Annotated in this window: 13 protein-coding genes; 1 reads left to right on the top strand and 12 read right to left on the bottom strand. The window is 63.9% G+C overall.

From position 1 onward, the window contains the following. Window position 1: 1 nt before the first annotated feature. The 5 genes from U5A58_RS08720 to rfbB all read right to left on the bottom strand — a co-directional run bounded on the left by U5A58_RS08720 (window position 2) and on the right by rfbB (window position 4,485). Window positions 2-790, bottom strand: coding sequence for an ABC transporter permease (locus tag U5A58_RS08720; RefSeq protein WP_321961134.1), 789 nt, complete (start codon window positions 788-790; stop codon window positions 2-4). Window positions 791-1,071: 281 nt separating this feature from the next. Next, window positions 1,072-1,983, bottom strand: coding sequence for a dTDP-4-dehydrorhamnose reductase (gene rfbD, locus U5A58_RS08715; RefSeq protein ID WP_321961241.1), 912 nt, complete (start codon window positions 1,981-1,983; stop codon window positions 1,072-1,074). Continuing rightward, a complete protein-coding gene (gene rfbC / locus U5A58_RS08710) occupies window positions 1,983-2,534 on the bottom strand; it encodes a dTDP-4-dehydrorhamnose 3,5-epimerase (RefSeq protein ID WP_321961133.1) in 552 nt (183 codons plus the stop codon). Before rfbC ends, rfbD begins: the two co-directional genes overlap by 1 nt. Beyond that, window positions 2,519-3,412 (bottom strand): glucose-1-phosphate thymidylyltransferase RfbA, encoded by an 894-nt coding sequence (gene rfbA / locus U5A58_RS08705; RefSeq protein ID WP_321961132.1) that lies wholly within the window; start codon window positions 3,410-3,412, stop codon window positions 2,519-2,521. Before rfbA ends, rfbC begins: the two co-directional genes overlap by 16 nt. 11 nt (window positions 3,413-3,423) lie before the next feature. Beyond that, window positions 3,424-4,485 (bottom strand): dTDP-glucose 4,6-dehydratase, encoded by a 1,062-nt coding sequence (rfbB, locus tag U5A58_RS08700; protein WP_321961131.1) that lies wholly within the window; start codon window positions 4,483-4,485, stop codon window positions 3,424-3,426. A gap of 378 nt (window positions 4,486-4,863) precedes the next feature. Between rfbB and U5A58_RS08695 the strand changes: the two genes are divergently transcribed. Continuing rightward, window positions 4,864-5,712, top strand: coding sequence for a symmetrical bis(5'-nucleosyl)-tetraphosphatase (locus tag U5A58_RS08695; RefSeq protein ID WP_321961130.1), 849 nt, complete (start codon window positions 4,864-4,866; stop codon window positions 5,710-5,712). Between the two features lie 36 nt (window positions 5,713-5,748). Here the strand turns inward: U5A58_RS08695 and U5A58_RS08690 are convergent, their stop codons facing one another. The 7 genes from U5A58_RS08690 to U5A58_RS08660 form a co-directional block, all read right to left on the bottom strand. Further along, window positions 5,749-6,522, bottom strand: a complete 774-nt coding sequence (locus U5A58_RS08690; RefSeq protein ID WP_321961129.1) for a lysophospholipid acyltransferase family protein — start codon at window positions 6,520-6,522, stop codon at window positions 5,749-5,751. Window positions 6,523-6,577: 55 nt separating this feature from the next. Beyond that, complete coding sequence (locus U5A58_RS08685; RefSeq protein ID WP_321961128.1) at window positions 6,578-7,855, bottom strand: dihydroorotase; 1,278 nt, start codon at window positions 7,853-7,855, stop codon at window positions 6,578-6,580. A 26-nt stretch (window positions 7,856-7,881) separates the two neighbouring features. Next, window positions 7,882-8,901, bottom strand: coding sequence for an aspartate carbamoyltransferase catalytic subunit (locus U5A58_RS08680; protein ID WP_321912977.1), 1,020 nt, complete (start codon window positions 8,899-8,901; stop codon window positions 7,882-7,884). A 99-nt stretch (window positions 8,902-9,000) separates the two neighbouring features. Then, window positions 9,001-9,522 carry a bifunctional pyr operon transcriptional regulator/uracil phosphoribosyltransferase PyrR gene (gene pyrR / locus U5A58_RS08675; protein ID WP_321961127.1) on the bottom strand — a complete coding sequence of 174 codons (522 nt, stop codon included), beginning with the start codon at window positions 9,520-9,522 and terminating at the stop codon, window positions 9,001-9,003. 19 nt (window positions 9,523-9,541) lie between these two features. Beyond that, the gene (gene ruvX / locus U5A58_RS08670; protein ID WP_321961126.1) at window positions 9,542-9,976 is read right to left on the bottom strand and encodes a Holliday junction resolvase RuvX; all 435 of its coding nucleotides are present in this window, start codon (window positions 9,974-9,976) and stop codon (window positions 9,542-9,544) included. Further along, entirely contained in the window at window positions 9,973-10,551 is a 579-nt protein-coding gene (locus U5A58_RS08665) for a YqgE/AlgH family protein (RefSeq protein WP_158757151.1), read from the bottom strand. The genes ruvX and U5A58_RS08665 overlap by 4 nt, the downstream gene beginning before the upstream one ends. 237 nt (window positions 10,552-10,788) lie before the next feature. After that, window positions 10,789-12,294 carry a hypothetical protein gene (locus U5A58_RS08660; RefSeq protein ID WP_321961125.1) on the bottom strand — a complete coding sequence of 502 codons (1,506 nt, stop codon included), beginning with the start codon at window positions 12,292-12,294 and terminating at the stop codon, window positions 10,789-10,791. Window positions 12,295-12,463 lie beyond the last annotated feature (169 nt).

Here is a 12,463-nt window from a genome sequence, read left to right as displayed (position 1 = left end):
GTCAAAGCCAATAAGTCACGCGATGGCGCAGCTTGCCCAGCATGAACAGCGCAACCGTGAGCCCCACGACGGCCATGGCCACCGCCCCGCCCCACACCACCATGGCCGGGTCCCGGCCGAGCAGCGGTTCGCGCATGAGTTCGAGCAGATAGAAGAACGGATTCAGATGGATCAGGTGTTGTCTTTCAGGCGAAAGCTGCTCGATCTTCCAGATGATCGGCGTGACGAAGAACAGCACCTGCACTAGGTTGCCGATCACCGGATGCATGTCACGATAGCGCGTGCAGAAGATGCTCACGACGATGCCCATCCAGAACAGATTCGCGAGCACGACGATGAACGCGAGAGGGAACAGTAGCAGCGTGATGTTCAAGTGAACCGGCAGCACCGCCCAGACGATCACGTACACGATCATGTTGTGCGCCAGGATGATCGTGTGACGCCACATGACCCGAAAGACGAACATCGACAACGGCAACTTCATCTGCCGCAGGTAGTTCACCGAATTCGAGAATGCCTCGCCGAAATCGGCGATCTGGCCGGCCATGAAGCCCCACAGGATCAGGCCGAGTGCGAGATGGGGAATGAAGGTGACAGGATCGTATTTGAACAGCGCGCCGTAGAGCGGCCCCATTGCGCCGATCATGACTGCCATGCTGATCGTCAACCAGAACGGGCCGAGCATCGAGCGGCGATATCGCTGGCGAATGTCTTGCATGCCCAGCGCCAACCACAGTTCGCGACTGCGAAGCCCTTCCTTGATGTCGTTAATGGCGTTTAAGTACTTCACACTCTGCAAATTCGCAAGGAAAAGTCTTGAGGACTCTAGTTGATTGAAGACAAGCAGTAGTACCGCAAAGAGATTGCGATGTCGTCGCAGAAGACGATGCTGCACACCGCAGGCCAAGATTTTTCCGGGAGTGCCGATCCACGTCGGCCGGCCCGTCAAAGTTTTTGATCGCTTGAAGAGGCTCGATGCGCTCCCGGACACACTACCCAGCGCCTACGATCCCAAAGTAGGCGAGTATCGTGCACGTTGTACGGCCTTGTCAACGATAGTCACCTCCACGCCTAGCGTCCCGCAAGACAACTCTGCAACGCGTCGCGCCAATGCGGTGCGCGCAATCCGAATGCATATGCCAGCTTGTCATTGGAGAGGCGCGAACTGGACGGACGCGCCGCGGGCGTCGCATATTCGGTCCCGAGAATGCGCGTCACGACCGGGCGCCTTTCTTGCCCGCACATCTCGAAAATCGCCTCGGCAAAGCCATGCCACGACGTCTCGGACGCAGCCGTCAGGTGATAGATACCCTGATGCCTCTCCCACCATGCATCCCAGTCCTGATCGCCGGCCCCAATCGCCTGCGCCAACACGTGGCTACTCATTGCCGCAATCGTTGCCGACCAGGTTGGCGCGCCGATCTGATCATCGACCACGCGCAGTTCGTCGCGCTTGGCGCCAAGGTGCAGCATCGTCAAAAGAAAGTTCTTTCCTCGCAAACCATATACCCAGCTCGTGCGAAAGATCAGATACCCCTTCGCCCCGGCAGCGATTGCAGCTTCGCCGGCCAGCTTGCTGCAGCCATAGACGTTGAGCGGATTCGGCGCATCGTCCTCGGCGTAGGGCTCTCCCTTGGTGCCGTCGAACACGTAGTCGGTCGAATAGTGCACAAGCTTCGCGCCGATGCGCGCTGCCTCCTCAGCCAGGACGCCGGGCGCCTGCGCATTGACGCGCATCGCAGTATCGACGTCGCCTTCGGCTGCGTCGACGGCGGTATATGCGGCAGGATTCACAATCAGTTGCGGCCGCACCTCGCGCACGACTCGACGTACTTGATCGAGGTCGGAGAGATCCATGCGGGCGCGATCGACTGCGACCACGGCACCTAGACCCTGCAAGCTACGCGCGAGCTCAAAGCCAACCTGGCCGCTTGCGCCCGTTAGCAGGATCACGCGTTTGTTGTTTGTTGCCGAAGCATGCATCATGGGTAGCACTCCGAATCTGCGAGACCGAACCCCGCCGCATCCTTCGCCGCCAGCACCGGCTCGCCCTCGATCGGCCATTCGATGCCGATCTCCGCATCGTTCCAGATGATGCTGCGCTCGTGCTCCGGGTACCAGTAATCTGTCGTCTTGTACAGAAACTGCGCGGACTCCGACAGCACAACAAAGCCGTGTGCAAACCCAGGCGGCACCCACAGTTGCCGATGATTGTCGACCGACAGTTTCACGCCAACCCACTTACCAAAACGCGGCGAGCTTTTGCGGATATCGACCACCACGTCGAACACTTCACCCTCGACCACTCGCACGAGTTTCCCCTGCGCATGCTCGATCTGATAGTGCAGCCCGCGCAGCACACCCTTCGACGAACGCGAGTGGTTGTCCTGCACGAATTCGACGCCCTGCTCCACGTGCTCAGCGAACTCGCGCGCGTTGAAGCTTTCGTAAAAGAAGCCGCGCGCGTCACCGAACACCTTAGGCTCAATGATCTTGACTTCGGGCAATGCCGTCGCCGTTACCTGGATAGCCATGCAACCTGATTGGTAAGAATGTTCTGGAGGTACTGCCCGTAAGCGTTCTTCGCGAGCGGTTTTGCAAGCTTCAACACCTGCTCCGCGTCGATCCACTGCTTGCGATACGCAATCTCCTCGGGGCACGCGACAACGAGGCCCTGGCGCTTTTGTAGTGTCGCGATGAAGGTCGCCGCTTCGATCAGCGAATCGTGCGTACCGGTATCGAGCCACGCATACCCGCGGCCCATGATCTCGACACTGAGCGCGCCGTCAGCAAGATAGCGCGAATTCACATCGGTGATTTCCAGCTCGCCACGCGCCGAGGGCTTGATGTCGGCCGCGATGTCGCACACGCGGTTGTCATAGAAGTACAGCCCCGTGACCGCATAGTTCGAACGCGGCTTCGCGGGTTTCTCTTCGATCGACACCGCACGGAACGACTGGTCGAATTCGACGACCCCATAACGCTCGGGGTCGTGCACGTGATAAGCGAACACCGTTGCGCCAGTCTCTTGCGCATTGGCATGCTCGAGCTGCTTTGCGAGATCGTGTCCGTAGAAAATGTTGTCGCCAAGGATCAGCGCCGACGGATCGTTGCCGATGAAATCCTTGCCAATGATGAACGCCTGCGCGAGTCCGTCGGGCGACGGCTGCACGGCGTACTGGATATTCATCCCCCACTGGCTGCCGTCACCGAGCATCGCCTCGAAACGCGGCGTGTCCTGCGGCGTCGAGATGATCAGCACGTCACGAATGCCCGCCATCATCATCGTCGACAGCGGGTAGTAGATCATCGGTTTGTCGTACACAGGCAGCAGCTGTTTCGACACGACGTGTGTGATCGGATACAGCCGTGTTCCGGAGCCGCCCGCGAGAATGATGCCTTTACGTGCCATCGCCTTCTTCCTTACCCGCGTTTCGCGTAATTCGTCTCGACCCACTTGCGGTAGTCGCCCGATACCACGTCGTCGACCCACGCCTGGTTGTCGAGATACCAGCGGACTGTCTTCGCCAGGCCGGTTTCGAATGTCTCGGCCGGCTTCCAGCCGAGTTCGCGCTCGAGCTTGCGTGCGTCGATCGCGTAACGGCGATCGTGTCCGGGACGGTCCGTCACATAAGCAATCTGATCGCGATACGAGCCGGCCGCCTTCGGGCGCAGCTCGTCGAGCAGGTCGCACAAGGTGTGGACGACTTCGAGATTTTTCTTCTCGTTCCAGCCGCCGATGTTATAGGTTTCGCCAACCTTGCCGTTGGCAAGCACCTCGCGGATCGCGCTGCAATGGTCGCTCACGTAGAGCCAGTCGCGCACGTTCTGGCCGTCGCCGTATACCGGAAGTGGCTTACCCGCGAGCGCGTTGGCAATCATCAGCGGAATCAGCTTTTCCGGAAACTGGTACGGACCGTAATTGTTAGAACAATTCGTAGTCAGCGTCGGCAAGCCATACGTGTGGTGGTAGGCACGCACGAGATGGTCCGAACCCGCCTTCGTCGCCGAGTACGGGCTGTTGGGCGCGCACGGTGTCGTTTCGGAGAATTGCGGATCGGTTGCCGTAAGCGAGCCGAACACTTCGTCCGTGGAGACGTGCAGGAATCGAAATGCGGCCTTTTCCGCGGCGGGCAGGTCGCTCCAGTACTGGCGGGCCGCCTCGAGCAACGTGAAGGTGCCGACGACATTGGTCTGAACAAAATCAGCCGGACCATGAATTGAGCGGTCAACGTGGCTTTCGGCCGCGAAATGCAGCACCGCGCGCGGCTTGTGTTCGGCGAAGAGCGCATCGAGCGCGGCGCGGTCGCAAATATCTACGCGCGCGAACACATGCTTCGGGTCGCTCCCCAGCGACTTCAGCGTCCCGAGATTGCCCGCGTAGGTGAGCTTGTCGACATTCAGTACGGCTTCGTCCGATTGACTCAGCCAGTCAAGCACAAAATTGGCGCCGATAAAGCCGGCACCGCCCGTAACCAGAATCATGGAACTCCTTTTGTTGCGCGAGGTGAGTACTACACTGACGTGCAAGACCCCGCGCCAGACGCATCAAAGAATGTTGCACACGAGGGTCAGCGTGGGCAGTTATGCGACAAGCGATGGGGTATATCCACGCCGCATATTCTGGCTCTGATTTTATCCGTAGAGATTATAAGGTTCGCCAGCGCGAACGCCACCCCTTCTAACATCTTGAAACAGCTTGACAAATTCCTTAGACCGCATTTTTCATGCCAAGCTAGGGTCTGAACGTTCATGCTTTAATGGATTCCTATCATTCTCGCGTCATCACGCGGCCGAACTATTCCTGTGATACCGTCACAGGCTAATGTTCCACGCCGCACTGCAATCAATCCCAACGCAACGATGACGCAAGCGCCGCATCCCGCCCCTCTCGCTTTCGGCGACCTTCAGGGCTGCCTCTCACCATTTCGCGAACTGCTCGCCAAAGCCGCGCCGTCCCCAGACACGCCGCTCTGGTTCGCAGGCGACCTGATCAATCGCGGTCCCGCGTCGCTCGAAACGTTACGCGAGGTGATCGATCTCGGCGAACGCGGCGTGGCGGTGCTGGGCAATCACGACCTGCATCTGCTGTCGGTTTCGGCGGGCATCCGCAAGTCAAAAAAAGACGACACGATCGACGACATCCTGAACGCGCCAGACGCCGAAGATCTGCTGCACTGGGTGCGTCATCGCCCGATCGCGCACTACGAGAACGGCATGCTGATGGTGCATGCGGGCGTCTTGCCGCAGTGGGACGTCGATCTCACGATGGAACTCGCGCACGAACTCGAAAAAGCGTTGCGCCGCGACAACTGGCGCGAGACGCTCGCTGGCCTCTATGGCAATCAGCCGAGCCGCTGGTCCAAGGACCTGAAGGGTATCGAGCGGCTGCGCGTGACCTGCAGCGCGCTCACGCGTGTGCGCTTTTGCAATGCCGACGGCGTAATGGACTTCTCGACTAGCGGCGGCCTCGACTCCGCGCCGCCGGGCTTCATGCCCTGGTTCGACGTGCCCGGTCGCAAAACGGCCGACACGACCGTAGTCTTCGGCCATTGGGCTGCGCTTGGCCTCACTCTGCGCAAAAACCTGATCGGGCTCGACTCGGGTTGCGTGTGGGGCGAGCAGCTTTCGGCCATCCATCTCGTCGACGATCCGCACGAGCGCATCCTCACGCAGGTGCCCTGCGAGAGTTGCCGCGCGACGAACGGCTAACGCGTCTGTAATCGCGCAGGCCCACGCCAGCAGGCGTCAGGTCGCCTGCGCCACTCCAGCCGGATGCGCCACCGCTTCGCCGCGCATCGTCTCCAGCGCCTGCCCGACCGCCTCCTGCGCACGCGCCGCCAGCTTGCGCCGATCGTCCCCGGCATTGATCGCCTCGCCCACGTAGACATGGGCGGTCAGCGGCCCAGCTCTGAGCATCGCGTCGAGCGAATCCTTAAGCGAGAGGTCGTCGATATACGCCGGCGCCACCGACTGCCGCCCCTGCGCATCCTCATACAGGATGCAAAGCGGCTGCACCGGCCGCCCAGCCGATACCGCCGCCTGAAACATGTTCGAGTGAAACGGCTTGAGCGCAAGGCCATCCGTTGTCGTGCCTTCGGGGAACACGCACATCAGCTCACCGCGCGTGAGACGCTCGGCCAGTTCGTGCATGATGCGCTTCGCGTCGCTGCGCTTCTCGCGCTCGATGAACACGGTGTCGAGGTTCTGCGCAAACCAGCCAATGAGCGGCCAATGCCGGATCTCAGCCTTCGAGACGAACGGCGTGGGACGCCACGCGTTGATCACATAGATATCGATCCACGAAATGTGATTGCTCACGACGAGCGCGCCCGCGTCGAGCCGCGCCGCATCGTTATGCACGACGAGCTTCAAGCCGCACAGCTCGAGCATCTTGAGGGACCACGCGCGATTCATGGCGTGCCGCTGATCGGCGCTTGCACGCGGAAAACGCATCGCGACGGTCAACGCGCCGCGCAGCAAATGCCCGAGCAGGCGGGTCTTGCGAATGAAGAGGCTCATGTTTGACGATTAGCTGAATCGCGTGATGCTAGCAGACACACATGACATAAATCTGTCATGCGCGCTCGAAGCCCACACGCCCCGCCACGAGCGTCGCACGCACCACCGCGGGCAGTTCGTAGCCAAGGAACGGCGTGTTGTGCCCCTGGCTCCTGAGCGCACGCGGCTCGACACGCCAGTGCGCATGGGGATCGAACACGCAGACATCCGCGTTCGCGCCTACGGCGAGCCGCCCGGCGTCACGTTGCATCACGGCAGCCGGCGCCGACGTCACATGGGCGAGCGCCTTCGCGAGCGGCACGCGCGCTTCCTGCGCCCATTTCACAGTGAGCGAGAGGAACAGTTCGAGGCCCGTCGCGCCCGGCGTCGCTTCGGCGAAAGGCAGCAGCTTTTCGTCGTCGTCCACGGGCGTGTGCTGCGAGCAGATCGCGTCGATCGTGCCGTCGGCCAGACCCGCGCGAATCGCCTCGCGATCGCGCTGCTGCCGCAGCGGCGGATCGAGCCGGAACTGCGCGTCGAAATAGCCGATGTCCATGTCGATCAGATGCAGGTGGTTGGCCGTCACGTCGCACGTCACGGGCAGGCCCTCGGCCTTCGCGGCGCGCACGAGCGCGACTCCCGCCGCCGACGAAAGATGCTGCACATGCACGCGCGCGCCCGTCACGCGCATCAGTTCGAAGAGCGTATGCAGCGCGATCGTCTCCGCGCTCACCGGCACGCCGGAGAGGCCCAGGCGCGATGCCACCGCGCCGCTCGCGGCCACGCCACCCTTCGAGAGATACGCGTCCTGCGGCCGCAGCCACACGGCGTAGCCATAGGTGCTCGCATACTGCAGCGCGCGCAGCAGCACCTGGGTATCGGCAATCGGCGCATCGACCTGCGTGAAGCCGATGCAGCCTGCCTCGGTCAGCGACACCATCTCAGTGATCACCTGCCCTTTCAGCCCCACGGTAAGCGCGCCGAGCGGATGCACATGTGCACGCGCAAGCTTGCCCGCCCGGTGCTTGAGCATCTCGACTAGGCCTGCCTCGTCGAGCACGGGGTCGGTGTCCGGCGGACACACGAGGCTCGTCACGCCGCCCGCGAGCGCCGCGTTCATCTCCGAGTCGAGCGTGGCCTTGTGCTCGTAGCCCGGCTCGCGCAGGCGCGCGCTCAGGTCGACAAGACCGGGCGCAACGATGAGGCCGCGCGCATCGATTGTTCTGTCCGCCTGAAAGCCCGCGGGCGCCGCACCAAGCGCGGCGATCTTGCCCGCTTCGATGTACACGTCCTGCTGCTGTTCCGTCCCGGTTGCCGGACCGATCAGCGTGCCGCCTTGAATATGAATCTTCATGTGCTGCCCTTATCGTTCTCGCCGCTTCAGTCGTTATTTCCGGCGACGATGCCCATCACCGCCATGCGCACCGCAATGCCAAAGCTCACCTGGTCGAGGATCACCGACTGCGGGCCGTCGGCGACCTGCGAGTCGATTTCCACGCCGCGATTCATCGGCCCCGGATGCATGACGATCGCATCGGGCGCGGCGAGCGCGAGGCGCTCGGGCGTCAAGCCCCAGCTCTTGAAGTACTCCTGCGCGGATGGCAGCAGCGCGCCGCTCATGCGCTCGTTCTGCAGGCGCAGCATGATGATGACGTCGACGTCCTTCAGGCCTTCATCGAGGTTATGAAACACGCGCACACCCATCTGTTCGAGGCCGCCCGGCAGCAGCGTACGCGGGCCGATGGCGCGCACCTCGGGCACGCCGAGTGTGGTCAGCGCGTGAATGTCCGAGCGCGCCACACGCGAATGCAGGATGTCGCCCACGATCGCCACGCGCAGATTCGTGAAATCGCGCTTGTAGTGGCGGATCGTGTACATGTCGAGCAGGCCTTGCGTCGGGTGCGCGTGGCGGCCATCGCCGGCGTTGATCACGTGCACGTGCGGCGCGCAATGTTCGGCGATCAGGTACGGCGCCCCGCTCGAGGCGTGGCGCACGACGAACATGTCGGCGTGCATCGCCGAAAGGTTGCCGATGGTATCGAGCAGCGACTCGCCCTTGCTCGTCGACGAAGCGTTGATGTTCAGATTGAGCACGTCCGCCGACAAACGCTTGGCCGCGATTTCGAACGTGGTGCGCGTGCGCGTGGAGTTCTCGAAGAACAGGTTGAACACCGACTTGCCGCGCAACAGCGGCACCTTCTTCACGTCGCGGTCGGTCACGCTCACGAACTGCGTGGCCGTGTCGAGAACGTGCGTGAGAATTGCGCGCGACAGGCCTTCGATCGACAACAGATGCTTGAGCTCGCCGTTCTTCGTGAGCTGCGGATTGCCCTTGAGAAAGCCATAGCGAAAACGCTTGTCGTCCGCAGTGGACGCAGCGGGCGTGGGCTGTGTGTTCATCGCGTGTCCTGGATGTGATGGGCGGCGCGTGGCCAGCGTACGCGCCTGTGCGTCTGCCGCCGCTGCCGCCGAATGTGTTCGATGCGCCTGACGCACGCCTCAGGCGCCGCTGCCCGGCTCGACGTGAAACGCGAAGAGACCGTCAGCGCTGTGTGCGAGCACAAGCGTCTCGCGTGCATCGACGCTCACCGCGCCGCCGGTGAAGCGCGCGGACACCGGCAGCTCGCGCCCGCCACGTTCGGCAAGCACCGCGAGTTCGACGGAAGCCGGCCGACCGTAGTCGTACAGTTCGTTGAGCGCGGCGCGCACGGTGCGGCCCGTAAACAGCACGTCGTCGACGAGCAGGATGTGGCGGCCTTCCACCGCGAAGGGCAGCGCCGTCGGGCTCGCCTTGCTGTGCAAGCCTTTCTTCGCATAGTCGTCGCGGTGCAGCGCAACGTTGAGCACGCCCCATTCGAGCGCCCCGACGTCATGGGCAAGCCGCTCGGCGATCCACGCGCCGCCGCTATGAATGCCGACGATCGCCAGGCCGCCGGGCGCGCCGAACGCATCGGCGGGATACGCCGCGCGAATCTCGTCGAGAAGGGCGCAATACAGCGCTTCAGCGTCGGGAATGATCATCGGGCAACTCGCGGGCTAGTTAGAGCGGGAGTTCGTCGAGGTACTGCTGGAGAATCACGGAGGCCGCTTCCGCGTCGACATGTTCGACGCGTTCGCCGCGCTCGCGCAGCCGCGCTTCGGCGTCGACGGACGAATAGCGCTCGTCCACCCACACCACCCGCAGGCCGAAGCGGCCGCCCAGCTGGTTGCCAAAGCGCTTCGCGTGCTGCGTCATGATGTGCGGCGTGCCGTCCGGATGGCACGGCAGGCCGACCACGAGCAGATCGGGCTGCCATTCGCGCAGCAACGCGGCTATCGCTTCAAAGCGGTAGTCGCGACTCTTGTTGGGAATGACGGTGAGCGCCCGGGCGCTGCGCGTGAGCGCGTTGCCGAGCGCGACGCCGATGCGTTTTTCGCCATAGTCGAACGCAAGCAAGGTCGCCTCGCCGGCCCCTCGCCCAGCGGCCACGCTCATGCGTGACCCGCCTCGCCCGAGAGCATCGACGAGGAAATGCCGAGCAGCGCGAGCGCCGCTTCAAAGCGCTCTTCGGCGGGCACGTCGAACACGATCTTCGGGTCCGCTTCGACCGTGAGCCAGCCGTTCTTCGAGATTTCGTCCTCGAGTTGGCCGGCGCCCCAGCCGGCGTGGCCGAGCGTGAGCAGGAAGCGTTCGGGGCCGCTGCCGTTGGCGACGGCTTCGAGCACGTCCTTCGACGTGGTCATTTCAAGGCCGCCCGGCACCGACATCGACGACGTGTAGCTTGTGCCCTCGGCTCTCGCGTGCAGCACGAAGCCGCGCTCGGTCTGCACCGGGCCGCCGAAATAAACGGGCACGTGCAGGAGCGGCTCGATTTCGAGCTTCAGGTCGATGCGGGAAAAGAGCGCCTCGAGATCGATGTCGGTGGGCCGATTGATGACGAGACCGAGCGCGCCGCGCTCCGAATGATCGCAAAGGTAGACCACCGTTCCTGAAAACGTGGGATCCGCCATGTTCGGCATGGCGATCAGGAACTGGTTGGTCAGATTGATGCGATCGTTACTCTTGGACATGATTTGAATTCTAGCAAAGACGATGCGCAATGGCGGCGCGCTGCCAGGCCGGAGGTCGGGCGCCCGATGATGGCTGCCTCGCACCTTGCCAGCCGCGGCGCGTTGCGCATTGCAGGGAATGGCTCACTCTAACACGCGCGCGCTGTGCCCTTGCAAGGCAATCGGCCGATGGCGCAAGGCCGATGCCTGACCGCTGCAAGGTACGGCCAGCACCGCGAATCCACAGGCCCGACGGAGTCAGTACGCAATATTTTGCACCGCATTTTGCGCCGCGCCGTTGACGATTGCCACGCCAAGCGCACGCACCGCGGGCGTGGCGTCGGGTTGCGCGATACCCGCCGCGACCTTGTGCAGCATGGCACGCAGCACCTCGCTGGCGTGCTCGATCGCCTCCGCGCCGGGCGGCTGAATTGACGGCGCGCCCCGCGCTTCGAGCGCCGCAAGCGTTGCCGCATGCGCGGTGCGCCGCCACGCGAGGCCCAGCGCGTCCGCGAGCTGGCCAATATGGCCGAGCCCGAGCGCCCAGGCGGCGGCGCCGATGCGGTACGCCGCCTCGGCGGCTACCAGCGCGTCTGCGGGCTCCGGGCTCGCGCCTGCGCCGCGCAACGTCAGTGTGCGCGAGTGCGTGCCGAGCGCGATCATCGCCGCATCGGCGGTCTGCAGAAAATCTTCATACGCATTGCCATTCACGACCAGCGCGCCCAGCTCGCGCGTGGGCGCCACGCGCGCCGCGAGCGCGCCAGCCTGCACGCTGCCGGCCTCCCACAGCGCCTCCGAGGCCTGCGTGCCGGCAATGTGCCACTCCACGGTCAAGCCGTAGTCATGTAGCAGATCGACGTCGGCAGTGTCTTCCGCAGCGGCCCCGAAGAGCGCGTAATCGCGCCACAGCAACGCGAGCGTGGAGCGCACGAGCGTTTGTGGCGCGAAGCGCAGGCCATGCGCGTGCTCGCCAATCAGCAGATTGCAGCGCGCGTAAAGACGCCGCACACCTTCCTCTCCCCACGACGCCACGCCCCGCCGCAGCGCGCGTGCGCACGCAGCAGCAAGACGCCAGAAGTCGTACGGATCGGCGCTCGAGAGCTCGGCCATGCAGGCGTCCATCTCGTCGAACGCCGCGAGCGCGAGCGCATCGGTCGCGCGGCTGCCGTTGCCGGGCTTCGACTTCAGCGCAAGCAGGAGCGCCCGCTCGAAGCGCGCGCGCACCTGGCCAAAGCGCTGCGCCGGCTGCGGATGCAGCGAAGCGGGCGCGAGCGGCCGGCCCAGCAGTGCGATGTCCTCGTAGGCGAGCGCGACACCCGGCATGTGCTCCGCGAGCGCAGCCACGAGCGCGTGCTGCCGCGCGAAAAGCGCGGGCGAGCACGCCAGCTCGCGCAGATTGCGGCGCTCGAGCGCAGCGACGAGATCTTGCAGCGCCTCGCTGAACAGGGCACGCATTTCAGCGTCCTTCGCTTCCTCGGGCGCATGGAGCGGCCGCACGGGCAGGCCCGGCGGCGGCGCTACGGGCACCGGCGCGGCAAGCGCGAGCGGGGAAGCGAGGAGCAGCGTGTCGGCGAAGCGCGCGGCGGCAAGCCAGCCGGCGTCGTGCAGCGTGCGGGCAGCCTGGCGCAGCGGCCGGGCCACATCACGCTGCTCTGCGAGCGCGGCGAGCGCCTGGGCGAGCGCGCCGTGCGCGAACGGCACCGTGCCGCCGCGCGGATTCGGCAACGCTTCGAACCGCACATCAGAGCTTGAAGGATGACTCATAGGGCAGCGCCGAAAACATTAGCGGGCCGACCAGGCGGGCGATCTCGACCAAAGCATCGACACAAGTATCGACAACCGGGGCGGCAAGCGCAAATACGGTGCCAGCCGTCGCGACATCGCGAGCCGCACCGCACTCGACATCCGCCACACTCCTGGAATCTGCAGCCAG

It is taken from the genome of Paraburkholderia sp. J7, from assembly GCF_905220155.1.
Classification (GTDB): domain Bacteria; phylum Pseudomonadota; class Gammaproteobacteria; order Burkholderiales; family Burkholderiaceae; genus Paraburkholderia.
The sequence above is the reverse complement of the archived record's forward strand: the minus strand, read 5'-3'. Positions and strand labels throughout refer to the sequence as shown.

Bases quoted from the DNA above. Each gene is read 5' to 3' on its own strand.
- rfbD (WP_321961241.1), bottom strand. From the start codon at position 1,983: ATGCATGCTTCGGCAACAAACAACAAACGCGTGATCCTGCTAACGGGC.
- rfbC (WP_321961133.1), bottom strand. From the start codon at position 2,534: ATGGCTATCCAGGTAACGGCGACGGCATTGCCCGAAGTCAAGATCATT.
- rfbA (WP_321961132.1), bottom strand. From the start codon at position 3,412: ATGGCACGTAAAGGCATCATTCTCGCGGGCGGCTCCGGAACACGGCTG.
- rfbB (WP_321961131.1), bottom strand. From the start codon at position 4,485: ATGATTCTGGTTACGGGCGGTGCCGGCTTTATCGGCGCCAATTTTGTG.
- U5A58_RS08695 (WP_321961130.1), top strand. From the start codon at position 4,864: ATGACGCAAGCGCCGCATCCCGCCCCTCTCGCTTTCGGCGACCTTCAG.
- U5A58_RS08690 (WP_321961129.1), bottom strand. From the start codon at position 6,522: ATGAGCCTCTTCATTCGCAAGACCCGCCTGCTCGGGCATTTGCTGCGC.
- U5A58_RS08685 (WP_321961128.1), bottom strand. From the start codon at position 7,855: ATGAAGATTCATATTCAAGGCGGCACGCTGATCGGTCCGGCAACCGGG.
- U5A58_RS08680 (WP_321912977.1), bottom strand. From the start codon at position 8,901: ATGAACACACAGCCCACGCCCGCTGCGTCCACTGCGGACGACAAGCGT.
- pyrR (WP_321961127.1), bottom strand. From the start codon at position 9,522: ATGATCATTCCCGACGCTGAAGCGCTGTATTGCGCCCTTCTCGACGAG.
- ruvX (WP_321961126.1), bottom strand. From the start codon at position 9,976: ATGAGCGTGGCCGCTGGGCGAGGGGCCGGCGAGGCGACCTTGCTTGCG.
- U5A58_RS08665 (WP_158757151.1), bottom strand. From the start codon at position 10,551: ATGTCCAAGAGTAACGATCGCATCAATCTGACCAACCAGTTCCTGATC.
- U5A58_RS08660 (WP_321961125.1), bottom strand. From the start codon at position 12,294: ATGAGTCATCCTTCAAGCTCTGATGTGCGGTTCGAAGCGTTGCCGAAT.